Origin of the sequence: Streptomyces sp. TSRI0281 (assembly GCF_001905125.1) — a bacterium.
Classification (GTDB): domain Bacteria; phylum Actinomycetota; class Actinomycetes; order Streptomycetales; family Streptomycetaceae; genus Streptomyces.
The window spans coordinates 481,896-507,941 of the sequence record NZ_LWLE01000023.1; the positions used below are offsets into that span (position 1 = coordinate 481,896).

Annotated in this window: 22 protein-coding genes and 1 tRNA gene; 11 read left to right on the plus strand and 12 right to left on the minus strand. The window is 70.3% G+C overall.

Annotation, left to right across the window (positions count from 1 at the left end):
• Positions 1-72: 72 nt before the first annotated feature.
• Complete coding sequence (locus tag A6A29_RS27215) at positions 73-1,836, plus strand: tetratricopeptide repeat protein (RefSeq protein ID WP_073723981.1); 1,764 nt, start codon at positions 73-75, stop codon at positions 1,834-1,836.
• Between the two features lie 36 nt (positions 1,837-1,872).
• Here the strand turns inward: A6A29_RS27215 and A6A29_RS27220 are convergent, their stop codons facing one another.
• Together A6A29_RS27220 and hppD are read right to left on the minus strand one after the other, a co-directional pair.
• Entirely contained in the window at positions 1,873-3,264 is a 1,392-nt protein-coding gene (locus A6A29_RS27220) for an Nramp family divalent metal transporter (RefSeq protein WP_079183030.1), read from the minus strand.
• 151 nt (positions 3,265-3,415) lie between these two features.
• Positions 3,416-4,561: a 4-hydroxyphenylpyruvate dioxygenase gene (gene hppD, locus A6A29_RS27225; protein WP_073723736.1), complete on the minus strand. Its 1,146-nt coding sequence runs from the start codon at positions 4,559-4,561 to the stop codon at positions 3,416-3,418.
• 122 nt (positions 4,562-4,683) lie between these two features.
• On the opposite strand from hppD, the gene A6A29_RS27230 reads away from it, so the two are divergent.
• From A6A29_RS27230 to A6A29_RS27265, 8 genes are all read left to right on the plus strand, one after another.
• Entirely contained in the window at positions 4,684-5,169 is a 486-nt protein-coding gene (locus A6A29_RS27230) for an Lrp/AsnC family transcriptional regulator (RefSeq protein ID WP_073723738.1), read from the plus strand.
• A 3-nt stretch (positions 5,170-5,172) separates the two neighbouring features.
• Complete coding sequence (locus A6A29_RS27235; RefSeq protein ID WP_073723740.1) at positions 5,173-5,820, plus strand: ABC transporter permease; 648 nt, start codon at positions 5,173-5,175, stop codon at positions 5,818-5,820.
• Between the two features lie 145 nt (positions 5,821-5,965).
• Positions 5,966-7,168 carry an ABC transporter ATP-binding protein gene (locus A6A29_RS27240; RefSeq protein ID WP_073723985.1) on the plus strand — a complete coding sequence of 401 codons (1,203 nt, stop codon included), beginning with the start codon at positions 5,966-5,968 and terminating at the stop codon, positions 7,166-7,168.
• Positions 7,165-8,031, plus strand: a complete 867-nt coding sequence (locus A6A29_RS27245) for an ABC transporter permease (protein ID WP_073723742.1) — start codon at positions 7,165-7,167, stop codon at positions 8,029-8,031. Before A6A29_RS27240 ends, A6A29_RS27245 begins: the two co-directional genes overlap by 4 nt.
• Positions 8,031-9,005 (plus strand): glycine betaine ABC transporter substrate-binding protein, encoded by a 975-nt coding sequence (locus tag A6A29_RS27250; RefSeq protein ID WP_073723744.1) that lies wholly within the window; start codon positions 8,031-8,033, stop codon positions 9,003-9,005. The genes A6A29_RS27245 and A6A29_RS27250 overlap by 1 nt, the downstream gene beginning before the upstream one ends.
• Positions 9,006-9,088: 83 nt before the next feature.
• Complete coding sequence (locus A6A29_RS27255) at positions 9,089-9,703, plus strand: winged helix-turn-helix domain-containing protein (RefSeq protein ID WP_073723746.1); 615 nt, start codon at positions 9,089-9,091, stop codon at positions 9,701-9,703.
• 182 nt (positions 9,704-9,885) lie between these two features.
• Positions 9,886-10,077, plus strand: a complete 192-nt coding sequence (locus tag A6A29_RS27260) for a hypothetical protein (protein WP_073723748.1) — start codon at positions 9,886-9,888, stop codon at positions 10,075-10,077.
• Positions 10,078-10,097: 20 nt separating this feature from the next.
• Entirely contained in the window at positions 10,098-11,528 is a 1,431-nt protein-coding gene (locus A6A29_RS27265) for an MFS transporter (protein ID WP_107468337.1), read from the plus strand.
• On the opposite strand, the gene A6A29_RS27270 is transcribed toward A6A29_RS27265, so the two are convergent.
• From A6A29_RS27270 to A6A29_RS27285, 4 genes are all read right to left on the minus strand, one after another.
• Positions 11,467-12,255, minus strand: coding sequence for a S16 family serine protease (locus A6A29_RS27270; RefSeq protein WP_073723752.1), 789 nt, complete (start codon positions 12,253-12,255; stop codon positions 11,467-11,469). The genes A6A29_RS27265 and A6A29_RS27270 overlap by 62 nt on opposite strands.
• Positions 12,256-12,440: 185 nt before the next feature.
• Positions 12,441-13,085 carry an IclR family transcriptional regulator gene (locus A6A29_RS27275; RefSeq protein WP_073723754.1) on the minus strand — a complete coding sequence of 215 codons (645 nt, stop codon included), beginning with the start codon at positions 13,083-13,085 and terminating at the stop codon, positions 12,441-12,443.
• A gap of 336 nt (positions 13,086-13,421) precedes the next feature.
• Positions 13,422-15,443 (minus strand): hypothetical protein, encoded by a 2,022-nt coding sequence (locus tag A6A29_RS27280; protein WP_073723756.1) that lies wholly within the window; start codon positions 15,441-15,443, stop codon positions 13,422-13,424.
• A gap of 238 nt (positions 15,444-15,681) precedes the next feature.
• Positions 15,682-17,394 (minus strand): WxL domain-containing protein, encoded by a 1,713-nt coding sequence (locus tag A6A29_RS27285; protein ID WP_073723758.1) that lies wholly within the window; start codon positions 17,392-17,394, stop codon positions 15,682-15,684.
• 278 nt (positions 17,395-17,672) lie between these two features.
• Here A6A29_RS27285 and A6A29_RS27290 point away from each other — a divergent pair, with 278 nt between their 5' ends.
• Positions 17,673-18,239, plus strand: a complete 567-nt coding sequence (locus tag A6A29_RS27290) for a hypothetical protein (protein ID WP_073723760.1) — start codon at positions 17,673-17,675, stop codon at positions 18,237-18,239.
• A gap of 232 nt (positions 18,240-18,471) precedes the next feature.
• Here the strand turns inward: A6A29_RS27290 and A6A29_RS27295 are convergent, their stop codons facing one another.
• The 4 genes from A6A29_RS27295 to A6A29_RS27310 all read right to left on the minus strand — a co-directional run bounded on the left by A6A29_RS27295 (position 18,472) and on the right by A6A29_RS27310 (position 22,523).
• The gene (locus tag A6A29_RS27295; protein WP_073723762.1) at positions 18,472-20,253 is read right to left on the minus strand and encodes a DEAD/DEAH box helicase; all 1,782 of its coding nucleotides are present in this window, start codon (positions 20,251-20,253) and stop codon (positions 18,472-18,474) included.
• Positions 20,254-20,417: 164 nt separating this feature from the next.
• Complete coding sequence (locus A6A29_RS27300; RefSeq protein ID WP_073723764.1) at positions 20,418-20,786, minus strand: type II toxin-antitoxin system death-on-curing family toxin; 369 nt, start codon at positions 20,784-20,786, stop codon at positions 20,418-20,420.
• A complete protein-coding gene (locus A6A29_RS27305) occupies positions 20,786-20,983 on the minus strand; it encodes an Arc family DNA-binding protein (RefSeq protein WP_073723766.1) in 198 nt (65 codons plus the stop codon). The genes A6A29_RS27300 and A6A29_RS27305 overlap by 1 nt, the downstream gene beginning before the upstream one ends.
• Before the next feature lie 34 nt (positions 20,984-21,017).
• Positions 21,018-22,523, minus strand: a complete 1,506-nt coding sequence (locus A6A29_RS27310; RefSeq protein ID WP_073723768.1) for an MFS transporter — start codon at positions 22,521-22,523, stop codon at positions 21,018-21,020.
• A gap of 211 nt (positions 22,524-22,734) precedes the next feature.
• Between A6A29_RS27310 and A6A29_RS27315 the strand changes: the two genes are divergently transcribed.
• Positions 22,735-22,806 (plus strand) — tRNA-Cys (locus tag A6A29_RS27315).
• Between the two features lie 135 nt (positions 22,807-22,941).
• On the opposite strand, the gene A6A29_RS27320 is transcribed toward A6A29_RS27315, so the two are convergent.
• Positions 22,942-23,613, minus strand: a complete 672-nt coding sequence (locus A6A29_RS27320; protein ID WP_073723770.1) for a hypothetical protein — start codon at positions 23,611-23,613, stop codon at positions 22,942-22,944.
• 73 nt (positions 23,614-23,686) lie between these two features.
• A complete protein-coding gene (locus A6A29_RS27325; protein ID WP_073723772.1) occupies positions 23,687-26,029 on the minus strand; it encodes a hypothetical protein in 2,343 nt (780 codons plus the stop codon).
• Positions 26,030-26,046: the final 17 nt, after the last annotated feature.

Consider the following 26,046-nt stretch of genomic DNA (forward strand, 5'->3'; position numbering starts at 1 on the left):
ATGGTGTGAACCCGTCTGCGACGGCGTTCCCAAGGAGCGGTGTGCTCTTCGTACTGACGCAGAGTGATCGCCATGGATGTCACGCCGCAGCAGGACCCGGAGCCCCGCCAGCCGCCCGAGCCGTCCCCCTACCCGCCGGAGCCCGAAGGCGCGAGGGATCTCCCTTCCCACTCCACGGAGCCCGAAGGCGCGAGGGGTCTCCCTCCCCACCTCACGGAGCCCGAAGGCGCGACCGCGGTCCCGCCGCCGCCTCCCACGCTCCGTACGACGCTGCGCAGGGCCGCGCTCGGCACGGTGGCCGCGGCCGTACTGGTCGCCGGTGCGGTGGTGGCCGTTCCGGACGGCGACCGCAACGCGGGCCCGAAGGTGCCGGGGCCGGTCGAGCGGGCCCGTGCGGCGGCGACCGCGGGTTCCCCTGCCTCGCTCTCCGACCTGACCGCGCTGATCGGGGACCGGCAGAAGTGGGTGGGTGAGCATCCGACCGACGCACCGTCGTGGGCGCTGCTCGGTACGGCGTACGTGGAGTGGGGGCAGCGGTCCGCGGACACGGCGTACTACGCGCGGGCCGAGGAGGCCCTGAAGCGGTCGCTGGAGGCCCTGGCCGGTGAACGCGGCAACGGGGAGGCCTGGGTGGGCCTGGCCGCGCTCGCCAACGCGCGGCACGACTTCGTCGCGGCGAAACGGTGGGGCGAGACGGTACGGGCACGCGAGCCGAAGACGTGGAGCACGTACCCGGTCCTGATCGACGCGTACAACGGCCTGGGCGACTACAAGGCCGCGGGCAGGGCGACGGAGAAGTTCGGGCAGTTGCGCAAGGGCGTTCCGGCGCTGGCCCGGACGGCCGACATGTACCGCGCCCAGGGCTGGCGCGAGGACGCCCTGGCCACCGCCCGGGAGGCGGCGGACCGGGCCACCACCCCCGCCGAGAAGGCGGCGTCCCTGCACCGCCTCGGCGACCTGGCGTGGGAGCGCGGCGAACCGGAGGAGGCGGTGGCGCAGTACGACGCGGCGCTGCACACCGACGGCGGCCACCACGTGTCCCTGGTGGGCCGGGCCCGCGCCCTGACGGCCCTGGGCCGCACGGACGAGGCGCTGGCCGCGTACCAGGCGGTGGTGCAGAAGCTCCCCAGCCCGGAGTACGTCCTCGAACTGGGCGAACTGTACGAGTCGTTGGGCCTGGACGGCGACGCCCGTACCCAGTACGCGAAGCTGCGCACGCTGCTGTCACGGGCGAAGGACGCCGGGGTCAACGAGTCCCTGCTCCGGGCGCGTTACGAGAGCGACCACGGTGACGCGGACGCGGCGGTGGAGCTGCTGCGGGCGGAGTGGTCACGGCAGCACCGCAGCGCGGCGGTGGCGGACGCGCTGGGCTGGGCGCTGCACCGGTCGGGCCGTTCGCAGGAGGGGCTGGAGTACGCGCGGCGGGCCGTCGACACGGGCATCCGCAACGCCTCGTACGCGTACCACCTGGGCACGATCGAACGGGAGCTGGCCCAGTACGGTTCGGCCCGTCGTCATCTGGAGGAGTCCCTGCGCACCAACCCGTCCTTCTCGCCGCTGGCCGCGCCCCGTGCCGAGGAGGCCCTGGCGGACCTGGGTGAACCCGCGTCGGGCGGGCCGAAGGACATGCGGCCCGAGCCGAAGCCGTCCTCCGCGCCGTCGCCGGAGCCGGAGCCCGAACCGGAGCCCGCGCCGACGAGGGCCGCCCCGTCGAAGCCATCGGCGGCCCCGTCCCCCGCCCCGTCGAGGGCGAGGCAGCACAGCCCCGAGCCGCAGCGGCCGGGCGCGGCGGGGCCGCCTCCGGCGTCACCGGCGAAACCGTCCGCGTCGGGGTGACCTGCGCACCGCCGCGCACCGGCCGGGGCGCGGCGCCTACCAGGGAAGCTCCCGCAGCTGCTGCACGCACAGCACGACGAACAGCAGACCGGCCGCCACGAGCATCACGTTGCTGAGGAGGCCGTTGCGCCATTCCGTCGGCGTACGCGAGGAGTTGAGCAGCCACACCAGCGTGAGCGCCAGGAACGGCATGAAGAACGCGCCGAGCACTCCGTACACGACGACCAGTCCGAACGGCTGGTTCAGCCAGAGCAGCGTCATCGGCGGGAACGTCAGCCACAGCAGATACGCCCGGAAGGGGAGGGAGCGCTCCTTCGTCCCGGCCGCCACCTCCTCCACCGTGCTCGCGCCGTCCCCGGCTCCCGCCCGGTCGCGCCGGAAGCGGTCGACGAAGTCGGCGAACATCAGGCTCACGCCGTTCCACACCCCGATGAGGGAGGAGAAGGACGTGGCGAAGAAGCCGACCAGGAACAGCTTGGCGGTCGTCGCGCCGTAGCGGTCCTCAAGGATCACGCCGAGGTCGATCAGACCCCGGTCCCCCTTGGTGAGGGCGATCTGGGAGGAGTGCAGCAGTTCCGCGCCGACGACCAGCATCGCCACGACGAAGATGCCGGTGGTGAGGTAGGCGACCCGGTTGTCAAGGCGCATCACCTTCATCCAGGAGGAGTTGGTCCAGCCCTTGGCGTTCACCCAGTAGCCGTACGCCGCCATGGTGATCGTGCCGCCGACGCCGCCGATCAGCCCGAGAGTGTAGAGGAGCGAGCCGTCCGGCAGCACGGGTGCCAGCCCCGCGAAGGACGCGCCGACGTCGGGGCCGACGCGTGCGGCGACGTACACGACCACCACGAACATCACGCCGATGAGGACGGTCATGACCTTCTCGAAGACGGCGTAGCGGTTGAACCAGACGAAGGCCAGGCCGATCAGGCCCGTGATGATCGCCCATGTCTTGAGGTTCGGACCGTCCGGGAACAGCGCGACGATGGGCAGGGCGGACGACGACATGGCCGTCGCGCCGTAGATGAAGCCCCAGATGACGACGTAGATCGCGAAGTAGACGGTGGTCCACGGGCCGAGGCTGCGCCACCCGTCGAAGAGGGTCCGCCCGGTGGCGAGATGCCAGCGGCCGGCCGCCTCGGCCAGGGAGATCTTGACGACGCAGCCGATGACGGCGGCCCACATCAAGGTGTAGCCGAACTTGCTGCCCGCGATCAGCGTCGCGACGAGGTCACCGGCTCCGACCCCGGTCGCCGCGACGACGATGCCGGGCCCGATGTACGTCCAACTCGACTTGCGCGGCCGGGCATGGGGCGTCTCGGCACCGCTGCCGTCAACGGTGCCGCTGCTGGTATCGGCACCGCTGCCGGTATCGGTGCCGGCACTGCTTTCGGTACCGCTGCCGATGCCGCTGTCGGTCGCTTCCGCCATCGCCGACGTCCTCCCGCTCGTCCCCGGATGTGATCCAGCTCACCAAAGCGGGAGTGCGGGCGTTACGCAAGGGGGCCGCACGCGAGGGGCGGGGCACCCGGTCCTCCGGATGCCCCGCCCCGTACCGCGGTCCCTGCCGTTCGCCGTACGGTCAGAGGTTGCCGCGCCTCTCCTGCTCGCGCTCGATCGCCTCGAACAGGGCCTTGAAGTTGCCCTTGCCGAAGCCCATCGAGCCGTGCCGCTCGATCATCTCGAAGAAGACCGTCGGACGGTCCTGGACCGGCTTGGTGAAGATCTGGAGCAGATAGCCGTCCTCGTCGCGGTCGACGAGGATCTTCAGCTCGCGCAGCGTCTCCACCGGGACGCGGGTCTCGCCCGCCCACTCGCCGAGCGTGTCGTAGTACGAGTCGGGGGTGTCCAGGAACTGGACACCGGCCGCGCGCATCGTACGGACCGAGGCGACGATGTCGTTCGTGGCGAGTGCGATGTGCTGGACACCCGCGCCGCCGTAGAACTCCAGGTACTCGTCGATCTGCGACTTCTTCTTCGCGATCGCGGGTTCGTTGATCGGGAACTTGACCTTCAGGGTGCCATCGGCGACGACCTTCGACATCAGGGCGGAGTACTCGGTGGCGATGTCGTCGCCCACGAACTCCTTCATGTTGGTGAAGCCCATGACCTTGTTGTAGAAGGCGACCCACTCGTTCATCCGGCCGAGCTCGACGTTGCCCACGCAGTGGTCGATGGCCTGGAAGGTGCGCTTGGCGGGCGGCTCGACGATCGGGGAGGCCACCGTGTAGCCGGGGAGGTACGGGCCGTCGTAACCCGAGCGCTCCACGAGGGTGTGGCGGGTCTTGCCGTACGTCGCGATGGCGGCCAGCACGACGGTGCCGTTCTCGTCCTTCACCTCGTGCGGCTCGGTGAGACCGGTGGCGCCGTGCTCCACCGCGTAGGCGTACGCGGCGCGGGCGTCCGGTACCTCGATGGCGAGGTCGACCACGCCGTCGCCGTGCTCCGCGACATGGCCGTCGAGGAACGTGCCCCATTCGGTGGACGCCTTGATGACGGAGGTGAGGACGAAGCGGGCGGAGCCGTTGGTCAGGACGTAACTCGCGGTCTCGCGACTGCCGTTCTCCGGTCCGGAGTAGGCGACGAGCTTCATGCCGAAGGCGGTCGAATAGTAGTGCGCGGCCTGCTTGGCGTTGCCCACGGCGAAGACGACCGCGTCCATTCCCTTGACCGGGAAGGGATCGGCCTGCCGGGCGGTGTCAGGGGTGGTGTGCAGAGTCTCAGTCATAATCGAAGGCTCCCCTCGCATCGCAAGGTGCGCAACAGTTCGCGCATTCACTGGGCAACCTGTGCAGGTCATGGGCACTATGGTCGGGCGTTCTGTACAGGATGACCATCGGAGGCAGCGGTATGGCGATCGATCATCTGGACGGGCAGCTGATCGTGCTGCTGGCCCGCGAACCCCGGATCGGTGTGCTCGAAGCGTCCCGGCGGCTCGGCGTGGCGCGCGGCACCGTCCAGGCGCGCCTGGACCGCCTTCAGTCGAATGGCGTCATCCGGGGCTTCGGACCGGACGTCGACCCGGCGAAGCTCGGCTACCCCGTCACCGCATTCGCGACGCTGGAGATCAAGCAAGGCCAAGGGGCCGATGTACGGGCCCATTTGGGCGGCGTCCCCGAAGTGCTCGAACTGCACACCACCACCGGGCACGGCGACATGTTCTGCCGTCTCGTCGCCCGCTCCAACGCCGATCTCCAACGGGTGATCGACCGGGTTGTCGGTTTTGATGGCATTGTCCGGGCCTCCACGGCCATCGTCATGGAAAACCCTGTGCCGCTGCGTATTCTCCCGCTCGTGGAGCAGGCTGCAAAGGACACTGTCCAAGCCGAGGAGTGACGTGTGAGCTTCTGGGAGTACCTGAGCACTCGGCACCAACAGCTGCTCACCGATGCGTTCCAGCACGTCAGCGCCGTGTTCCAGTGCATGGTCATCGCGACCGCGCTCGGGGTGCTGATCGGTGTGGTCACCTATCGCAGCGGCTGGGCCGGCTCGCTGGCCATCACCTCGACGGCGACGGTCCTCACCATCCCCTCCCTCGCCGCGATCGGTCTGCTGATCCCGCTGGTCGGGCTGGGCGTCGCCCCCACCGTCATCACCCTGACGATGTACGGGCTGCTGCCCATCGTCCGCAACTCCATCGTGGGGCTGCGCGGCGTCGATCCCTCGCTGGTCGACGCGGCGAAGGGCATCGGGATGTCACGGTTCGCCCGGCTGCGCAAGGTGGAGCTGCCGCTCGCCTGGCCGCCGATCCTCACCGGAATCCGGGTCTCCACGCAGATGCTGATGGGGATCGCCGCCATCGCCGCGTACGCCTCCGGGCCCGGCCTCGGCAATGAGATCTTCCGCGGTATCGCCTCGCTGGGCAGCGCCAACGCGATCAACCAGGTCCTCGCGGGCACGCTCGGCATCGTCGTTCTCGCCCTGCTCTTCGACGCCGCGTACGTGCTGCTCGGACGGCTGACCATCCCCAGGGGGATCCGTGTCTGAGACCGAGTCCGGACCTCCCTTCGAGACCCCCTTGGGAGCCGAGGAGAACGGCGGGACCGACGGCACCGGGGGCGCCGGCGGGACCCGCCGAAGGGACGGGACCCACGGCACCGGGGGCGCCGCCACGGCCACCTCCGGGGCCACCATCCAGCTGGAGGAACTGACCAAGGTCTATCCGGGCAACCCCAACCCGGCCGTCGAGAACGTCTCCATGGACATCAAGGCCGGTGAGACCGTGATCTTCGTGGGGCCGTCCGGCTGCGGCAAGTCCACCACCCTGAAGATGATCAACCGGCTGATCGAGCCGTCCTCCGGCCGAATAAGGATCAACGACGAGGACGTCACCGACATCGACCCGGTGAAGCTGCGCCGCAAGATCGGGTACGCGATCCAGTCGTCCGGGCTCTTCCCGCACATGACGGTCGCCGAGAACATCGCCCTCGTACCGAAGATGGTCGGCTGGTCCAAGTCCCGGGTGAAGGACCGGGTGGAGGAGATGCTCGACCTGGTGGGGCTGGACCCGCGCGAGTTCCACGGGCGCTACCCGCGCCAGCTGTCCGGCGGGCAGCAGCAGCGGGTGGGGGTCGCGCGGGCGCTGGCGGCCGATCCCCCGGTGCTGCTGATGGACGAGCCGTTCGGCGCGGTCGACCCGATCACCCGCGACCACCTCCAGGACGAGCTGATCCGGCTCCAGCACGAGCTGCACAAGACGATCGTCTTCGTCACCCACGACTTCGACGAGGCGATCAAGCTGGGCGACCGGATCGCGGTGCTGCGCGAGCGTTCGCACATCGCGCAGTTCGACACCCCGGAGGCGATCCTCACCAACCCGACGGACGACTTCGTCTCCGGGTTCGTGGGCGCGGGCGCGGCGCTCAAACGCCTCAACCTGACGCGCGTACGGGATGTGGGCATCGCCGACTTCCCGACGGTGACCGTCGACGACCCGCTCCAGTCGATCTTCAACAAGCTGCGCAGCGGCCCGCACAACGAGCTGTTGATGCTGGACCGCAGGAACCGCCCGTACAAGTGGCTGCGGCGCGGCGACCTGATGCGGGCCCGCGGCTCGCTGGCCCGCGCCGGACAGCTGGTGCACGACACGGTGACCCGGGACGCCACCCTGCACGACGCGCTGGAGGCGGTGCTGACCGACAGCGGGGGGCGGGTCGCGGTGACCGGGCGGCGCGGCGAGTTCATCGGCGTCGTCGACATGCACACCCTCATGGACAACGTGCAGGAGCTCCTGGAGGCCGACCGGCTCACCGCCATGGAGCACCAGCACCATCTGGAGGACCTGCGCACCCACCAGACCGAGCAGGAGCTGGAGGGGGGTGGTGGCGGCGTATGAGTCCCAGCCATCCGGGGTCTCCCGAGCCCGGCGTGTCCAAGACACGGCCGCCGGGCGAACACGACGTCAAGGGGCACGCCTTCCGCGACGAGGAGTCGGAGCCCTCGCCCCCGCCCGCCGGTCCGCCGCGCCGGATTACCTGGCGCAAGCTGGTGGTGATGCCGGCCGTGCTGGCGGTCGTCCTGGCGGTCACCTACATGTGGATCACCAACATCCACCTCGACTCGATCGCGGAGAACTCGCTGTCCGGCGGGAATGTGCAGCTGCGGCTGTGGCAGCACATCAGGCTGACGGCGATCTCCACCTTCTGGGTGCTGATCATCGCGATCCCGCTCGGCATCGCCCTGACCCGGCGCGGGCTCAGCAAGGGCGCCCCGGTGGTCACGGCGATCGCCAACATCGGACAGGCCACCCCGGCGATCGGTCTGCTGGCGCTGCTGGTGATCTGGCTGGGCATCGGCCCGTCGACGGCGATCGTGGGCATGGTGATCTACGCGGTGCTGCCGGTGCTGTCCAACACGGTGGCCGGCCTCAAGGCGATCGATCCGACGCTCGTGGAGGCATCGCGCGGGATCGGGATGTCGGGGCTCGGGACGCTGCGGAAGGTGGAGCTGCCGCTCGCCGTTCCGCTGATCCTGGCGGGGGTGCGGACGGCGCTGGTGCTCAATGTGGGTACGGCGACGCTGGCCACGTTCGGCGGGGGCGGCGGGCTCGGTGACCTGATCACCTCGGGCATCCAGACGCAGCGGATGCCGGTGCTGGTACTGGGGTCCGTGCTCACGGTGGTGCTGGCGCTGCTGGTGGACTGGATGGCCTCGCTGGTCGAGGTGTCGCTCACGCCGCGCGGACTGGAGGTGCCGTGATGCGTCGGCCCGGGGCCGGTCTGCCGGCCGTCCTGGCCCTGTCGCTGGTGCTCGCCGGGTGCGGGCTGAAGAGCGGCTCACCGATGGTGGACGACGTGGTGCCGGGGTCGGTCGGGCAGGGCGAGCCGCTCAAGGGCGCCTCCCTGACGGTCACCTCGAAGAACTTCAGCGAGAACATCATCCTGGGCCAGATGATCGGCCTGGTGTTCAAGGCGGCCGGTGCGGAGGTCCTGGACCGGACGAACCTGCCGGGCTCGATCAGTGCGCGCGAGGCGATCGTCAAGGGCGACGCCGATGCGATGTACGAGTACACGGGCACCGCCTGGATCACGTATCTCGGTCACGCCGAGCCGATCGTCGATCCGCTGAAGCAGTGGGAGGCGGTCCGGGACGAGGACCGGAAGAACGGGGTGACCTGGCTTCCGCAGTCCACCCTCAACAACACGTACGCGCTGGCCATCAGCAAGAAGAACAACACGAAGTACAAGCTGAAGACCCTCTCGGACGTCGCCGCGCTGGCGAAGAAGGACCCGAACGCGGTCTCGATCTGCGTGGAGAACGAGTTCGCCGCCCGCGACGACGGGCTGCCCGGCATGGAGAAGGCGTACGGGATGTCGATCCCGGCCTCCCACATCCGGAAGATGGACGCCGGGATCATCTACACCCAGGTCTCCAAGTCCAGCTCCTGCCTGCTGGGCGAGGTGTTCACCACGGACGGCCGGATCAAGGCGATGGACCTGGACGTGCTCCAGGACGACAAGCACTTCTTCCCCAACTACAACGCGGCCCCCGTCATCCACACGGCGACCTTCGAGAAGTACCCGGAGATCGCGGGGCTGCTGGACCCGGTCAGCAGGAAGCTGACGACGGAGGTCGCACAGGTGCTCAACGCGAAGGTGGACGTGGACGGGGAGGACCCGCACGAGGTGGCGAAGGAGTGGCTGGTGGCGGAGGGGTTCATCGAGGAGGGGTGACGGGGGGAGCCGGCCACGAGTTCCAAAGAACACGCTACAAAGAACCTGTTGCAAAGGAGTCTTTGTAACTCTACAGTTGCGGCATGGCAGAGAACGAGGCCGACCGGGACGCCCGGCCGACCGGCACCCCGAACATCCACACGGTGGACGCCCGCACCCTGCGCGGGCTGGCCCACCCCCTGCGGCTGCGACTGCTGAGCACCCTGAGGGAGTTCGGTCCGGCCACCGCGTCCGGCCTCGCGGACCGGCTCGGTGAATCCAGCGGCGCCACCAGCTACCACCTGCGCCAACTGGCCTCGTACGACTTCGTGGAGGACGCCCCGGAGCTCGGCAAGGGGCGCGAGCGGTGGTGGCGGGCCGTTCACCTGGGCACATCGTTCGACAGGAGCGCGGACTTCCTCCGCGACCCGAACCCGGAGGTGCGCGAGGCCATCGGGGTCGTCCTGCGCGAGGTCACCACCTCGCACACCCAGGAACTCGACACCTGGCTCGGCACCCTGCACGAATGGTCCGAGGAGTGGCAGCACAGCTGGGACGTCAGCGACTTCAAGGTGCGCCTCACGCCCGAACTCTCCCTGGAACTGGCCGAGAAGATCCACGAACTCATCGAGAGCTACCGCGGCCGGGTCCCCGAAGGCACCGAGGGATCGGCCACCGTCCGCAGCCATGTGCACGTCTTCCCGCGCCACTCCGACTGAGCCGACCGGGCCGACGCACCGCCCGAGCCGAACGTGCCGCCGCGCCACCGCACCGGCGTACCGGCGAACCGCCTGAGCCGACCCCGCACCGCACCGGCGTACCGCCTGAGCCGACACCGCCGCCGCACCGCTGTGCCGCCCCGGCCGAACCTGCCGCCCCCTCGACTGAAGGGATCACCCCCATGCACTCCGACATCCACTCCCTCCTGCACACCTACCACTCCGCCGAACTGCACCGCGAGGCCGCGGCGATCCGGCCGGTCCGTCAGGGACTGAAGTCCCAAGTGGGCTGGAGGATGGTCGAGTTCGGCCTCCGTCTGGTCCAGGAGCGCCCCGCCCCCGTGGTGGTGCGCCGTATGCCGCGTACCGCGTAACCATGACCGGGGGGAAGAACATGGGTCACCGCACACCGCTCGTCGCCGTTCTCGCGGCCAACTCCATATCCACGGCGGGCACTTCGCTCACCCTGATCGGCGTCCCGTGGTTCGTCCTGGAAACCACGGGCAGTGCGGGGCGGGCGGGCGTCGTCGCCTTCTGCGCCACGCTGCCGATCGTCATCTCCGCGCTGATCGGCGGACCGGTCATCGACCGGATCGGCCGGCGCCGGGTCGCCGTCGCGTCCGACACCGTCTGCGGCCTCGCCATCGCCACGATCCCGCTGCTGCACTACGCGGGGGCGCTGGAATTCTGGACGCTCTGTGCGCTGATGGCGCTCAACGGCCTGGTCCACACACCCGGCAACACCGCGCGCTACGTCCTCGTACCCGACCTCGCCGAGCACGCGGGCACCACGCTCGCCCGCGCCGCCAGCCTCTTCGACGCCGTCTCGCGCGGCGCCCGCATGGTCGGGGCGGCACTCGCCGGGCTGCTGATCGCGCTGGTCGGGGCGGAGACCGTACTCCTGCTGGACGCGGCCACGTTCGGGCTGTCCGCGCTGCTGGTGGCCGCAGGGGTACGAGGGGTCCGGGCCGCCGAGCCCCGCAAGGCCGCGGCGCCGGTCTCGCTGCGTACGTACCGCGCCGAACTGCGCGAGGGATACGCCTACCTGCTCGGCAACCGGCTGCTGCTGGCCGTCGTGATCATGGTGATGTTCATGAACGGCACCGACCAGGGCTGGAACGCCGTCCTGCTGCCGGTGCACGCCGAGGGCGAGCTGGGCGGGGCCACCGACCTCGGGCTGCTCACGGCCCTGTTCGGCGCGGGCGGACTGACGGGGGCCCTGCTGTACGGGGCGGTGGGGCACCGGTTCTCCCGGCGGACCGTGTTCACCGTGTGCGTGATCCTGTGCGGGGCGCCGCGGTTCCTGGTGGCCGCGCTGACCGGCAGCACGCTGCCGCTCGCCGTGACGATGCTGCTGGGCGGGGTCGCGGGCGGCATGCTGAACCCCATCCTGACCACGGTGACGTACGAACGCGTCCCCGAGCGGCTGCGCAGCCGCGTCTCCGGGGCGCTCACCGCGGGCTGCGAGCTCGCCATGCCGGTGGGCGGCCTCGCGGCGGGCCTGCTGGTGGAGAGCATGGGGGCGACGGGGGCGCTGCTGGCGATGGGCGGGGTGTACTTCCTGGCGACCCTGAGCCCGCTGGTGTTCCCGGCGTGGCGGACGATGGAAGGACCGTCGGACTCCCCCGAGCGCGATTGCGAGCCTGCGCCCGAGCGCGATTCCGTACCGGAGTCCGGGCGCGATCCCGTACCGGAGTCCGAGCGCGTCCCCGTGTCCGAGCCCGTACCCACCCCGGCAGGGAAAAACAGCAAGGACGGCGCGGTCAGCAGTTCGGGACCTTTTCGCCCCGCTCCAGCGAGCGCAGCGAGTCCACGGCGCCCTTGAGCGTCGTGACGGGGATCAGCCGGAGACCGTCGGGCCGCTCCGCCTTCGCCTGCTTGCACTCGGCCTTCGGCACCAGGAAGACCGTCGCCCCGTCGCGGCGGGCGGCCTGCGTCTTCAGCGACACCCCGCCGACCGCGCCGACCTTGCCGTCCGCGTCGATCGTGCCCGTACCCGCGATGGTGCGGCCGCCGGTCAGATCTCCGCCCGAGCCGTCGCCGTCCAGCTTGTCGATGATGCCGAGGGTCAGGAAGAGCCCGGCGCTGGGACCGCCGACATCGCCGAGGTCCAGGCCGATCCTCATCGACCCGAGGTCCCGGCCGAGGTAGTTCAGGGCCGCGTCGACGGCGACGTTCTGCGACTCCTTCATGTCGTTCAGATTGTGCTGCTCGATCTCCTTCTCGGAACCGCCGCTCGGATAGACGGAGTCCCGGGGCATCACGGCCCGGTCCGTCCTGAACCAGCCGTCGAGCACATCACCGATACCGACATCGGCGTTCGGCGAGGTCGCGAAGATGGTCGTCATCCGCAACTGCCCCTCCGTGGTGCGGGTGGGGGCGCCGGTGATGGTGATCACGGGCCGGCCGTCGTTCTTCCCGAGGACGTTCGCGGTCGTGCCGGGCTGCGCCAGGGTGAACGGCAGCGGTGCGAAGGCGGCCGTACCGAACAGAGCGAGGACCGGCAGCGCGCAGAGGGCGAGAACAAGGGGGCGCGAGAGACGAGTGAGCACCCGCCCAATCTATCTGCCCGGCCCCCGGCCGCTGTCTGCCCGCCACCGTCGCGGGGGCTGCCCCTGCCTGCCCGCCACCGTCGCGGGTGCTGCCCCTGCCTGCCCGCCACCGTCGCGGGTGCTGCCCCTGCCTGCCCGCCACCGTCGCGGGGGCTGCCCCTGCCTGCCCGCCACCGTCGCGGGGGCTACCGCAGCGCGTCCGCCACTTCGCGGGCCGCGTCGAGGACCCGCGGGCCCACCCGTTCCGGTACGGCGTCGGCGAGCATCACCACTCCGACGCTGCCCTCCACCCCCGACACCCCGACCAGAGGGGCGGCCGCGCCGCTGGCGCCGGCCTCCAGCTCGCCGTGGGTGAGGGTGTAGCCAGGGTGGTCGGCCAGCGTCTTCTGCCGGGCGGTGAGTATGGCCCGGCCCGCGGCCCCCTTGTCCAGCGGGTGCCGGAAGCCGGCCCGGTAGGCCACGTGGTAATCGGTCCAGGTCGGTTCGACGACGGCGACCGCGAGTGCGTCGCTGCCGTCGACGAGCGTGAGGTGGGCGGTGGCCCCTATGTCCTCGGCCAGGGAGCGCAGCGCGGGCAGCGCAGCTTCCCGGACGAGCGGATGCACCTGACGGCCGAGGCGCAGCACCCCCAGGCCGACCCGGGCACGGCCGCCCAGGTCACGTCGTACCAGGGCGTGCTGCTCCAGGGTGGCGAGCAGGCGGTAGACCACGGTGCGGTTGACACCGAGTTTGTTGGACAACTCGGTGACGGTCAGACCGTGATCGGTGTCGGCGAGCAGTTTGAGGACACGCAGTCCTCGGTCGAGCGTCTGGGAAGTCTCCGCGGTCACGACGCCCTCTCCTCTTCGGGTGAGCGACGGCGGCCGTCTCCCGGCGGTTGCGACGCCGGTCCCAGCGGCGACGCACGGAGAAGCCGCCGGTCTGGCAAGGCACCGGCTGCGCTCCGCGGCGACATTGCCACGGGGCGTTCATATTGCGGGGGACAGTAGCGAGCCAGTCCGCTCAGCGGAAGACCTCGTCCAGAATCCGGTCGCCCGCCGGAACGCGACGGAGCCGGTGGAGCATAACCGCCGGTCAGCGGGGCATCGTCCGGAAACCGAACATCTACGCGCGTCCAGGTCGGGCGACGCCCTCGCGACACTCCGTGCATCACTCGTGAACCGGCGTTAACTCACCGTGAACACATGTTGGCTGATTTTCCCGTTCACCAGGACCTCGCAGACCCTGATCGACTTCGTCGCCGGGTCCCGGACGGTGAAGTTGAGGGCGAAGGTGCCGTCGAGCCCGACGATCCGGGTGACGTAGCCGTCCGCGGTCTGCTTCCCGTCCGCGGTGCGCCCGGTCGCCACGACCGTCGCCACGGGTGCGAAGCCGCGTCCGGTCACCTGGACGACGGTGCCCGCCGGCCCTTCGGGCGGGGAGAGTTGGAAGGAGGGTCCGGCCGGGACCGTGCCGTCCCGGACGGTGAAGGCCGCCGTCTCCGTCCTCGGGTTGACGAGGACTTCCCGCACCCGGATCGCGACGGTGTCGGTGGCGTTGACCGTGAACGTCTGCGAGAACGCCCCGTCCAGCCCGACCACCTTGGTCCGCGCCGGGTCGGAGGTCTGCGATCCGTTTGCCCGCAGCCCCACGATCGAGACGGTGGCCACCTTGGCGAAGCCCTGCCCGAGGACGGTGACCGCGGTGCCCTTGGGGCCCGCCGACGGAGTGAGGACGACGAAGGACGGGGCGACGGTCAGCGGGACGACGGCCTGCGCCGCACCTGCCGTGACCTGGAGCGCGTACACGGCCTTCGGCGTCGAGCCCGCCACGGTGACCGTGCCGGCCAGCGTGCCTTCGGCGGTGATACGGAGGGTGGAGCCGCTGATCCGGGCCGGGTCGCACCCGGTGCCGTCGGCCGCGCACAGTGCGGCGGCCGGGGTGGCGCCGGTGGGCCAGTCGCCCCCGCCGAGCGCGAGGGTCCCGCCGGGTTTCACCTTCCCGGCTCCGGCGGTGAGCGTGGCGGCGGTGTCGGTCACGGTGAACGGGCGGGTCAGGACCGTGGCGGGGTCGTTGCCCTCGTCGACCTGGATGGCGGCGACGGCGTCGGAGAGCACGGTGAAGTCGGCGGAGAAGGTGCCGTCGGGCCCGCTCTTCACGTACACGGCGGTGTCGTCGAGCGTGGCGCCGGTCGCGTCGAGGCCGACGGTGTTGATCCACCGGTCCTGGAGGTAGTTGACGCCGCTCACCCGGACGACCGTGCCGACCGGGCCGCCGGTGCGCGACAGCGTGACCGCGCGCGGGCCGCTCGGGACGAACGCCCGGACGGTGAGGGACGCGGTCGCCTCCTTCGTGCCGTCGTTGACCTTCACCAGGTACGCCCCGTCCGGCACGGTGGCCGCGTCGGCGAGGACGGCGCTGCCGGTCAGCTGCCCGGAGCCGTTGACGGTGAGCGAGTGCGAGGCGAACGCCCCGGCGTCACAGCCTCCTCCGCCGGGCGCGCACAGGGACGGTACGGGGGTGCCGCCGACGGTCCACCGGCTGCCGGAGAGAGCGACGGGGGAACTGGGCCGGGCCGGGCCGGCGGGCGCGATCAGGGTGGCGGGCTGTCCGGCGCCGCCCTCGACGGTGACGGTCCCGATGGAGCCGCTGCCGCTGACGACGTCGCAGGGGGTGCGATAGGTACCGCCCAGGACCTTCGTACGGGTCAGATTGCCCAGCGGGGTGAAGGAGACCGGCCCGCTCGCGGTGGCCGGGACGAGGAAGTCCCCTTCGTACGGCGGGATTTCGATGGGCTGCCCGGACGGGATGTTCAGTTTCACCTCGGGCCCGGTGACGGTGACCGTGCCGGTGGCGCCGCCCGACATCGCGAGGTCGATGCTGGGCGTGGTGGGCACGTCGTTCAGGCTCAGCCCGCTGGTGGCGGGCGACGGCCCGAGGGTGACCTCGGCGTGCACCTTGCCGCCCGGTTCGACGACATCGGGGGTGAGTTCGACGTTCATCTGCTGCGGCCCGGTGGCCTCGCCCTGTCCTGCGGGCAGGGTGCAGTGGACGGTCGGGGTGACCGTGCCGGCGTGGGCCGCCGGGGCCAGGGCGACGGCCCCGCCGGTCCAGACGAGGACGGCGCCCGCGGCGAGGGCGACGGCGCGGCGCAAGGACCGTCTTCGGTACGGATACGGATGCGGATGCGTGGACGGATACGGGGACATGGGTCTCTCCTTCGGGCGGGCGGGCGGACGACGGGGAAGAGGTGCCGGCGAGGGGCGCGGACCGGAACCTGGCGCGGACCGGGAAGAGCCCGCCCTGTCCATGGCGATACGGATCGGGCGGGCTCTTCGCGAACACCGGTACTCGTACCGGGACTTGGAGCCATGCGCGGAGCGTGCCCCGGAGCGGGACCTGGGGCGCGGCTCAGAGCGAGCCCCGGAACGTGGCCCGGAGCAGGGCTCAGAGCAGGGTGAGGGTGAGCGTGGCGCTGTAGTCCCCGGGAGGTGCGGACCCGGGGACCGTCAGGGTGAGATCGGCGTCGGCGTCGAAGCGTCCGCCGGTGAACGGCTGCGATCCGTCCGGGTCCATTCGGCACAGGCTCGCGGCGGCACTGCCGAGCGAGGTGGGCGCCCCCGCCACCGGCGTACCGAGACTTCCGTTCTGTGCACGGCACTTGGGGGTCCAGCGGACCGCGTCGGCCGGGATCGTGGCCGGTTCGGAGCCACTGACGCCGGTACCGGTGCTGGTGAAGTCGGTGAGCGTGGCCGTCAGTGACCAGCCGCTGTTGACGCCACGCGCGTCCTCCACCTCGACCCGGTGGAGACGGGCGCGCTGCACACCGCTGCCGGTGCCCAGGACCGTCGTACCGAAGTCGACGGTGTCGCCGTCCTGGACCATGCTCAACGTGCCGGCCCGGACGGAGGCGGTGAGCTTCTGCTCGGCCGTGCCGCCGTCCCCGCCGCCGCCCGTGGTGACGGTGAAGGGTGCCGTCCGTACGGTGGCGGGGTCGTTGCCCTCGTCCGCCTGGATGGCGGCGACGGCGTCGGAGGTGACGGTGAAGTCGGCGGAGAAGGTGCCGTCCGTACCGCTCTTGCTGTAGACGGCCGTGTCATCGAGGACGCCACCCGCCGCGTCGAGGCCGATGACGTTGATCCAGCGGTCGGGGTGGTAGTTCCTGCCGCTGACGGTGACGACGCTGCCCACCGGGCCGCTGCCGCGCGACAGGGAGATCTCCCGGTTGCCCGCGGCGACGGCCTTGACGGTCAGAGGGGCGGTGGCCTCCTTCGTACCGTCGTTGACCTTCACCTCGTACACCCCGTCCGGTACCGCCCCGGCCTCGGCGAGGGTCGCCGTGCCGCTCAGGGTCCCGTAGGAGTCGATACGGAGGGCGTGGGCCGGGAACTTCAGCGGATCGCAGCCACCGCCGCCGACCGCGCACAGCGAAGGCACCGGGGAGGCGTCCGGCGTCCACCCCGAACCACCCAGCCGTACGGCGGTGTGGGGACGCACGGGTTCGGCGGGAGCGCTCAGGGTGGCGGGCTCGCCGCCGTCGCCCTCGACCGCGACCGTACCGACGGGACCGGAGCCGCCGACCACGTCGCACGGGGTCTCGAAGACCGATCCGAAGAGCTTGGTCTGCGTGAGTGTGCGCAGCGGGGCGAACGAGATCTCGCCCGAGGCATCCGCCGGGACCAGGAAGTCCCCCTCGTACGGCGGGATCTCGATCGGCTGTCCGGCCGGGATGTCCATGGTGAACTCGGCGCCCCGCACGGTGACCGTGCCGGTGGCCCCACCCGTCATCGCGAGGTCGAGGCTCGGGATGGTGGCCACGTCCTCCAGAGCGATGCCGCTGGTGGCGGGCGACGGCCCGAGTGTGACCTCGGCGTGCACGGTGCCCCCGGGGGCGACGACGGCGGGGGTCAGCTCGACCGTGATCTCCTGGGGTCCGGTGGCCTCCCCCTGCCCGGCGGGCAGCACGCAGTGCACGGTCGGCGTGACCGTACCGGCCGCGCCGACACCGGCTTCGGCTCCACCCCCCGACCCTGCCCCCGGCCCCGCTCCGGCGGCACCGGCGGTGGCTCCGACACAGCTCAGCGACAGCACGAAGCAGGCGGCGAGCAGGCCGGCCCGGCCCGGCCGGTGAGACCTGCCGGATCTTCGCCGGCGGGTCATTCGCGTCACCCGCGTCACTCGACTCATCAGCACCACATCCCTCCACACCCCATTGATTGCGCACATTGAGGAGGTCGCGTGCAGAGAAGTCAAGAGAGAATTATTTGATCCTTTGGGAAATGCCCGAAAGGCATTTCCCCGAGCGAATTACCCGCTCCCGGCGTCTATTGACTTCTCCGATGGGCGCCGTTTCACTGCACCCGACATGCCGGGCCCGGCACCCAGATCGGCAAGCGAAGCAGATCTGTGGAATTCAACCGGAAGGAGTTCTTCCCGTCATGTCGAACACATCACAGGCAACAACCCCGCCGAGACGGCCGGGCCGAAGACACCTGTCCCTGCTGGCGGTCACCGCGGCCTGTTCCGTCGCGGCGACGCTCGCCCTGTCGACCACCTCGGCCGCCGTCACCCCGCTCACCGCGACCGCGACGTACGACTGCGGCAGCTGGGGCAGCGGGTCGGCCACGCTGACAGCGGCCGACAGCACCGCGGGCAAGACCATCAAGATCACTTCCACGGCGATCACCATGCCGCCCGGCACGAGCGCGAACCCGAACAGCATCACCACGACGCTCAAGCTGAAGAAGACCTCGGGCGGTGTCACGAGCGAGGTGCGGTTCTCCGGGAAGACCAACCCGGGCATGAGCGGTGGCAGTCCGATCAGCCTGGGCCCGCTGAAGCTCACGACCGGCACTCTGGCCGCGGGCGACACGACGAACTCCGTGGTGCTGCCCTCTCCCCCGAGCGCCACCAACTGGTCGCTCCAGATCGTCGCCTCGTCCCCGACCTCGGCGACGGTCCCGTGCGTGGCGACGGCGAACCAGTCGGCGGCGTTCGTCTGGTAGCCCCCGGAAACGGGACCGGGCCGGGGCAGGAGACGCACTCCTGCCCCGGCCCGGAAGGGGTACGGGGAACCCGCCGGCCTCCGGCCCGGAAAGGGTGACCGGGAACCCCGGCCTCCGGCCCGGAAAGGGTGACCGGCAACCCCCGGCCTCCCGCCAGGAAGGCGCGACCGGGAACCCCCGTCGCCGGACCGCCCCCGCGTCACATCACCTCACGCCACCTCACGACATCACCTCACGTCATGCGGGTGGCCCACTCCTGGACCTTCGTGATCCGCTGCTGGATCTGCCCGGCCGTGGCCTCCGCGCTCGGCGGCCCGCCGCACACCCGGCGCAGCTCGGTGTGGATCACTCCGTGCGGCTTGCCGCTCTGGTGGGTGTAGGCCGACACCATCGTGTTGAGCTGCTTGCGCAGCCCCAGCAGCTGCTTGTGCGTGACGACCGGGCGCGCGTCCGCGGGCTTCTCCAGGAGGTCGGCCTCCTCGGCCGGCTTCTGGCGGCTGTGCGCGATCTGCCGGCTCTGGCGCTTCTGGAGCAGCAGTTGCACCTGGTCGGGTTCGAGCAGCCCCGGAATGCCCAGGTAGTCCTGCTCCTCCGCGCTGCCGGGGTGGGCCTGCATGCCGAACTCGGCACCGTCGTACAGCACCCGGTCGAAGACCGCGTCGGACTCCAGCGCCTCGAAGGGCAGCTGCTCCTCGGTCTCCTCGTCCTCCAGCTTCTCGGCGTCGGCGAGGAGCTTGTCCTCCTCCGAGAACGGGTTCTCCTCGTCGCTGCCCTTCTTGGGCTTGTCGAGGACGTGGTCCCGCTCGACCTCCATCTCGTTGGCGAAGTCGAGGAGCATCGGGATGGTCGGTACGAAGACGGAGGCCGTCTCACCTCGCCTGCGGGAGCGCACGAAGCGTCCGACGGCCTGTGCGAAGAAGAGCGGGGTCGAGATGGTGGTGGCGTACACCCCCACGGCCAGGCGCGGGACGTCGACGCCCTCCGACACCATGCGGACCGCGACCATCCAGCGCGATCCGTCCTCGGTGAACTGGTCGATCTTCTTCGACGCGGCCCTCTCGTCGGAGAGGACCACGGTCGCCTTCTCGCCGGTGACCTTCTTGAGGATCTTGGCGTACTCGCGCGCCGACTCCTGGTCGGTCGCGATGACGAGTCCGCCCGCGTCCGGAATCCCCTTGCGCACTTCGGTGAGCCGCTTGTCGGCCGCGGAGAGGACGTTCGGGATCCAGTCACCGGTGGGCGACAGCGCGGTGCGCCAGGCCTGCCCGATGGCGTCCCTGGTCATCGGCTCGCCGAGCCGTGCGGCGATCTCGTCCCCGGCCTTGGTGCGCCAGCGCATGTTGCCGCTGTAGCTGAGGAAGATGACGGGGCGGACGACGCCGTCGGCGAGGGCGTTCCCGTATCCGTACGTGTAGTCGGCCGACGACCGGCGGATCCCGTCGTTCCCCTCCTCGTACGCGACGAAGGGGATCGGGTTGGTGTCCGACCGGAACGGCGTACCGGTCAGCGCGAGCCGCCGGGTGGCCGGGTCGAACGCCTCCTGGCACGCCTCGCCCCAGGACTTCGAGTCACCGGCGTGGTGGATCTCGTCGAGGATCACGAGGGTCTTGCGCTGCTCGCAGCGGTTGCGGTGCAGCATCGGGCGGACGCCGACACCGGCGTACGTGATGGCGACACCGTGGTAGTCCTTGCTGACGGGACCGGCGCTGTATTCGGGGTCGAGCCTGATCCCTATCCGGGCGGCGGCTTCCGCCCACTGCTTCTTGAGGTGCTCGGTCGGCGCGACGACCGTGACCTGCTGGACGACATGGTGGTGCAGCAGCCACGAGGCGAGGGTCAGCGCGAAGGTGGTCTTTCCGGCGCCGGGCGTCGCGACGGCGAGGAAGTCGCGCGGCTGCTCCTGGATGTATCTCTCCATGGCGCCCTGCTGCCAGGCTCGCAGCTTGCCGGCGGTGCCCCAGGGGGCACGGCCGGGGAAGGCGGGTGAGAGGTGGTGGGAGGCGGTAGTAGTCACGGTCTCCGGTTCGGGGCTCTCGGGTACGTGGGGCGCTGTCCGTAGTGAGCTCGCACGACCTCGTACGAGATACGACAACCGGGCCACCTTACCGGCGGGCCGGCCGGAACCCCGTACGAACGAGCCGTGGTTCGGGCCCGTTGAGACGCTCTTCACAGGAGTGCCTACACGGCGAACCCGGGCAGCTGTTCGGCGATCTTGGGCATGTCCAGGGCGCCCTGGCACACATCCAGCACGAACGTCTCCGCCTCGTCCACATCGAAGCTCGCGTTGAGCGGATGCCCGTTCATGTGCAGAAAGACCCAGGTCGCGTACCAGGCGATGCGCTTGTTGCCGTCCACCAGCGAGTGGTTGCGCGCCAGGGACTCCATCAGAGCCGCGGCCTTCTGCCACACGTCCGGATACGCGTCCTGGCCGAACACACTCGCCTGCGGCCTCGCCAGAGCCGAATCGAGCAGCCCGTAGTCGCGTACCTCGGCCGCTCCCAGTCGCTCCGCGAGGCTCAGCAGCTCGGGCAGCGTCAGGTACTGCATCAGGCGAGCCTCCGGTTGAGCTCCTCGCTCGCCTTCAGGACATGATCCGCAGCCTCATTGAAAAGCCGGGCGTGCTCGTTGATGGCGGTGATCACCGCGTCATGGGCGAACGACTGCATGCTCCGCCCCTCCGCCTCGGCGCGTGCGCGCAGGGCGTCCAGCTCTTCCTCGGTGAACCGCAGATTCAGACCAGCCATGGATCGATGGTACCGCGCGGTACCATCGGTGCCGCTACTTAACCCGTACCCGGGCCGCCACCCACGCCCCCACCAGCGCCACCCCCGCCATCGGCAGGAAGACCGCGGCGAACGCCCCCGGGTGCGAACCGGACGCTCCCGACTCCACCGCCCCGTGCGCCGCCCCCACCGCCCCGCCGCCGAGCGCGGCGAAGGCGGCGCCCCCGGCGGCCAGCAGCAGGACGTTCGAGAGACCGTCCGAGATCTGGAGCGCGGCGGAGTTGGACCCCGCTTCCTCGGGGGCCGACAGCTTCAGCAGCAGGACGCTCGTCGATGCGATGACCATGCCCATGCCGAAGCACCCGAAGGCCCACGCGACGGCGACGACCCAGACCGGTACGGCCTCGATCAGTACGGAGGGCGCGGCGGCGATCGACGCGGCGACCAGCACCATGCCGGTCACCATGAGCCGCTCCCGGTGCACCTCCAGGCGCGGCCGGGACTGCACGTACGAACCGAGCGCCCAGGTCGCGCCGCCGACGGCGAGGGAGAGCCCGGCCATCGTCGGGGTCAGCCCGCGCTGGGTCACCAGCATCAGCGGTACGAAGGACTCGGCGGCGATGAACGAACCGGCGGAGATCCCGCGCAGCAGCACCACCGAAGGCAGCCCGCGCGCCGCCCGCACCGTGCCGTGCGGGAGCAGCCCGCGCACGGCCGGAACCAGCAGCGCGACCCCCGCGGCAGCGGGCAGCAGGGCGAACCAGTTCAGCTCCTGCCCCGCGTACTGGAGCAGCCCCGCGCCCACCGAGATGCCGAGCGCGAGCCGGATGCGGCGGCGGTCGTACGGCAGGGCGGGCGCGTTCGGGTCCGCAGGGCCGGAGGCCATGCGTCGGATCGCCGGGAGCGCCAGGGCAAGCGGGAAGACGATGAGCACGGGGATACCGACGAAGACCCAGCGCCAGCCGAGGTGCTCGGTCACCGTTCCGGAGGCGAGCGGTCCGACGACGGAGGGGATCACCCAGCTCGCCGCGAAGGCGGCCATGATGGAGGGCCGGATCCTCTCCGGGTAGGCCCGCCCGATCACCACGTACAGGGCGACGATCACCAGTCCGCCGCCGAGCCCCTGGACGGCCCGTCCCGCGACGAACATCCACATGCCGCTCGCGGCGCCGGAGAGCAGCAGCCCGACCGCGAAGGCGCTGATCCCGGTGGCGAGCGGCCCGAGCGGCCCGCGCCGGTCGGCCCACTGCCCGGAGAGCACCATGGCGAACAGGCTGGTGGTGAAGTACGCGGAGAACGCGAACGCGTACAGCGGAATGCCGTTCAGCTCCCGCGCGGCTACCGGCATCGCGGTACCGACGGCGGTCGCCTCGAACGCGATCAGGAGCACGACGGAGACGATGCCGATGCTGAGCGCCCGGTAGGTCCGCCCGAGGACCCCTTCTCCGGCATCGCCCGGGTCGCCGACGGCGACGTCGGATATCCGTTCCGGCATCGGGTCCGGGGCGGGGTGCTGCACAGGGGGCGCGACGTCGACGTCACGGGGTTCGGGGGCGGTCATGGCCCAAGCGTAAGGGGCGACAAAACGTTTGAACCCTGTCGATGTACCGCCCCGGACTCATCCCTTGGTCGTAGGCCCGGCGGCTCCGGTCGTGAACGGCGTATGGCAGTCGTATTGCGGCGCGCCCCAACCCCTTGAGTGCCACCCCCGCCCGCTCTACGGTCGACAGCAGCGACGGGGAAACACCCCGAAGCAGGAGGCACCACACCCCGACCGTGTGCCCGAGAGGCTCAGGGGCTCGACTGCAACTCGAGTTACACCGGTTCGAATCCGGTCACGGTCTCCGGTTCCGCTGTACGCGATCCACGAGAAGAGGCCGCCCCGGTCGGGGCGGCCTCTTCCGCGTGCGGGGCGCGGCGGTCCCCTCCAGCGGGCCGCAGCTCACCGGGGGGCGGGCCGCGGCCTGCGGGCGGACCGGCTACGGCAGGGGCTGGAGGTCCGGCTTCTCCGGCAGACCACCGTTGTCCTCGCATCCGAGCTTCTTGGCCACGGCGAGCGACGCGGCATGGGCGAGAGTCAGGTTGGCTGCCAGATTCTCCGGGGCGGGCCCCCGGTCCTTCGCGTTCCCGAAGCCCCCCTTGATGCGCGCGGGCCGTTCCTTCGAACCCTCCAGCTGCGGGCTGACGCATTCGAAGTTGATACGGGCCCCGACAGTCCCTGCCGTGGCCTCCTTGCCCATGGAGAACATGCGGGCGCCCCCGCGAAGGTCCGTGTCTCCTACATCCTGGGGCGCGTAGATCGAGAAATTGATCTTCACGTCGTCGCGCCGGCCGGCGCCTTCCGCACCCAGGACACAGAGATCGGCGCCCGTCGCCCAGCTGCGGCCCGATTCATGGCCCTTCTTGATCGCCTCGACCACCCGGTCCATGCGCTTCCCGCCGGTCCGGTCGAAGGACGTGGCGCCCGTGACGGTTTCGACGGTCTTCTCCAACGGACCGGCGAACACACCCCCGCACACTTCCCCGGCGCCCACGTACGGCGACTCCTTCTTCTCCTCGGAACCGCACGCCACCGCGCCCGCCCCGACGGTCAGCACCAGCCCGATCACGGACAGCGCCCTCACTACTCGCACCGGTCCCACGCCCTTCATCGCCGATCCTTCCGCCCGAGGGCTGTCCCGCGTTCCGTGGCGGAACAGCCCTCGTGTCCACGCACCCGCCGCGTCAGCCGGTCTCGGGGTCGTTGCCCTGCTGATTCTCGCGGTCGTTACCGGTCCCGTACCCGATTCGCATCGCTTCCTTGAGGTCCTGGCCCAGATCGCTGTTGATGTCGATGTGGTGCAGGGCCATGAACTTCTCCATGGGCGCCTCGGCCATCGATTCACCGGCGGAGTAGACCTTGGTCTTCTCCTCCCTGGTGAGTTCTTCGACCTTCTCCTTGTTCTTGTCCACGGAGTTGTCGGAGATATCGCCGACGACCTGGCCGATGAGCTGTTCCGCGGCCCCGCTCGCCGTGTCCGTCGCCAGCGGGATGAGGACGGCCGCCGTCCCCACCGCCGCGGTGACCGGCAGGAACGCGACACCGGCGGCGACCGCCGCACCGGCCCCGAACTCGACCCAGCCGGCCCGCTTGGCCACGGCCTTCTCGTAGTCCTCGTGGGTCTTGAGGTTCGTCGCCTCGACCTGGTCGGCCCGTGACTGGTCGAGCATGCCCTGCACCTCGGCGCCGACGTGCACGGTCGACCGGGCCGCGCCCTCCTTGATGTTCCCGTCCTGGTACTGCGCCTCCAGGACACTGGTGGTGTAGATCTGCTCGGCCTTGGAGACGGTGGCGTACGCGTCGGGGTGCTGCCCCAGAGCGCTGAGGAAGCCGCGCGCGGCGTCCCGGCCGCCGTCCTGGCCCGCGAGGTCGGAGAAGTCGAGGTGCCCCTCGGGGTTCTTGGTCGGCGCGAACACGCTGTCCGGGTTGTTCTTGTCCAAGGACCAGTTGATGTCGTCGATGTAGCCCGCGCCCATGTTCCCGAGGCTGTCGGCCATCGATTCCTGCTGCTTGAGCAGACCCGCGTCCGAGCCGTACTTCTCCATCACCTGACGCATGACATCGGCGTTGTCCGCGTCCCGCACGGCGGTTGCGTCCGGGCTGTCGAACGGGTACCCGAGGGTCGCCGACTCCAGGGCGTGCCCCAGGGCGTCCGGCATGTAGTTGAGCGACCTCTTGAGCTCGTCCGGGTCGAGCGAGTCGACGTCCCCGTAGGACTCCCACTTCTCGTTCCCGAAGAAGTCGAGGTAGTTGTCGATCGCCTCGCCGTCCTTCTTGCCGAGGTCGGCCGTCGCACCCTTGTTGACGGTGCCGTCCTCGTTGTACGCGGTCGGCGGATCGGTGAAGAAGTGCTTCGAGGCGTCCGGGCTGTGCCCGAGGGCCTCCAGCATGGCGACGGACGGGTCGTAGCCTGAACCGTTCACCCCGGACGGGTTGAACGGGTTCTTGAAGGGGCTGTTCACCTGCTTGTTGTCGGCGAACATGTACGGGTCCTTCTGGTGCAGCTGCGCCACGTGCTCGGCGATCGGGTTGAGGAACTTCGCGTCGTAGTTCCCGTACCGCATGATGCCGCCGAGCAGCTGGTAGCCGAACGGCCCGTTGCTGTCGTACTTGGCCAGCGGGATGCGCTCGGTGCCGAGCTTGCGCAGCTCCGGCCCCCACTCGGCCGTGAATTTGGGGTCCTGCGAGGCGGTGGCCAGGTTGAGGCCGAGGTTCTTCTGGAGGTCCTGGACGTCCTTCAGGCGCTCCTTGTCGACCTTGCCGTAGTCGTACGTGTCGGTCGAGAGCTGCCCGAAGAACGCGAGGGCCTTCTCCGGGCCGAGCTTCTCGTAGAAGTTCTTCGAGAACTCCGGCGACTTGCTGTTGTCGTGCAGGAGTTCATTGAGCGCCGCGAGCTCGGTGTGATTGATGTCGCGGCCCTTGGAGGCCAGGTCGGCGGCGCGGGCCGCTTCCTCCTGGTCGAGGTTCTGGTACTTCGGGGCGCTGAAGTCCTGGCCCTCGGTGACGTTGGCCTCAAGGGCGTTCTTGAAAGCCACGTCGGTGTCGTTGCAGTTGTCGACGATCAGGTCGATCTTCTTCTGCCACGCCTCGATGGACGCCCGCTGCTTGCTCAGCAGCTGGGGGTAATCCGGGTCGTGCCGGGCCGTGTTGTCATCCTCCAGCGGATGCCGGGCCGTCACCTTGCCCTGGGCATCGACGTGGATGCCCGCGTCACGCCCCTCGACGTCCCGGATGTTCACCAGGTCGTCCTTGGCCTTCTTGATGGCCGTGTGGGCGTCCTCCAGGATCAGCTTGACACCCTTGGCCTCGGCGGCGGCGTCCTTGAACTCGTTGGCGGTCTTGCCGATGAACGCCTTGGTGATACCGGCGTTCTCGCCCTCCCACTCGGCCTTGTCCGCCTTGGTCTTCATCCCGTCATTGGCATCCGTGGCCAGCTTGTCCAGCTTGGTGACCATCTCCGTCCAGTCGGTCACAGCCGTCTGGAGCTTGCCGATGGGCGCATCGACAATGTCTGCGTACTTCAGCACGTCAATTCCCCCGGGGA

Coding starts and splice junctions, on each gene's coding strand:
- A6A29_RS27215 (WP_073723981.1), top strand. CDS start 73: ATGGATGTCACGCCGCAGCAGGACCCGGAGCCCCGCCAGCCGCCCGAG.
- A6A29_RS27220 (WP_079183030.1), bottom strand. CDS start 3,264: ATGGCGGAAGCGACCGACAGCGGCATCGGCAGCGGTACCGAAAGCAGT.
- hppD (WP_073723736.1), bottom strand. CDS start 4,561: ATGACTGAGACTCTGCACACCACCCCTGACACCGCCCGGCAGGCCGAT.
- A6A29_RS27230 (WP_073723738.1), top strand. CDS start 4,684: ATGGCGATCGATCATCTGGACGGGCAGCTGATCGTGCTGCTGGCCCGC.
- A6A29_RS27245 (WP_073723742.1), top strand. CDS start 7,165: ATGAGTCCCAGCCATCCGGGGTCTCCCGAGCCCGGCGTGTCCAAGACA.
- A6A29_RS27250 (WP_073723744.1), top strand. CDS start 8,031: ATGCGTCGGCCCGGGGCCGGTCTGCCGGCCGTCCTGGCCCTGTCGCTG.
- A6A29_RS27255 (WP_073723746.1), top strand. CDS start 9,089: ATGGCAGAGAACGAGGCCGACCGGGACGCCCGGCCGACCGGCACCCCG.
- A6A29_RS27260 (WP_073723748.1), top strand. CDS start 9,886: ATGCACTCCGACATCCACTCCCTCCTGCACACCTACCACTCCGCCGAA.
- A6A29_RS27265 (WP_107468337.1), top strand. CDS start 10,098: ATGGGTCACCGCACACCGCTCGTCGCCGTTCTCGCGGCCAACTCCATA.
- A6A29_RS27280 (WP_073723756.1), bottom strand. CDS start 15,443: ATGTCCCCGTATCCGTCCACGCATCCGCATCCGTATCCGTACCGAAGA.
- A6A29_RS27285 (WP_073723758.1), bottom strand. CDS start 17,394: ATGACCCGCCGGCGAAGATCCGGCAGGTCTCACCGGCCGGGCCGGGCC.
- A6A29_RS27290 (WP_073723760.1), top strand. CDS start 17,673: ATGTCGAACACATCACAGGCAACAACCCCGCCGAGACGGCCGGGCCGA.
- A6A29_RS27300 (WP_073723764.1), bottom strand. CDS start 20,786: ATGCAGTACCTGACGCTGCCCGAGCTGCTGAGCCTCGCGGAGCGACTG.
- A6A29_RS27305 (WP_073723766.1), bottom strand. CDS start 20,983: ATGGCTGGTCTGAATCTGCGGTTCACCGAGGAAGAGCTGGACGCCCTG.
- A6A29_RS27310 (WP_073723768.1), bottom strand. CDS start 22,523: ATGACCGCCCCCGAACCCCGTGACGTCGACGTCGCGCCCCCTGTGCAG.
- A6A29_RS27320 (WP_073723770.1), bottom strand. CDS start 23,613: ATGAAGGGCGTGGGACCGGTGCGAGTAGTGAGGGCGCTGTCCGTGATC.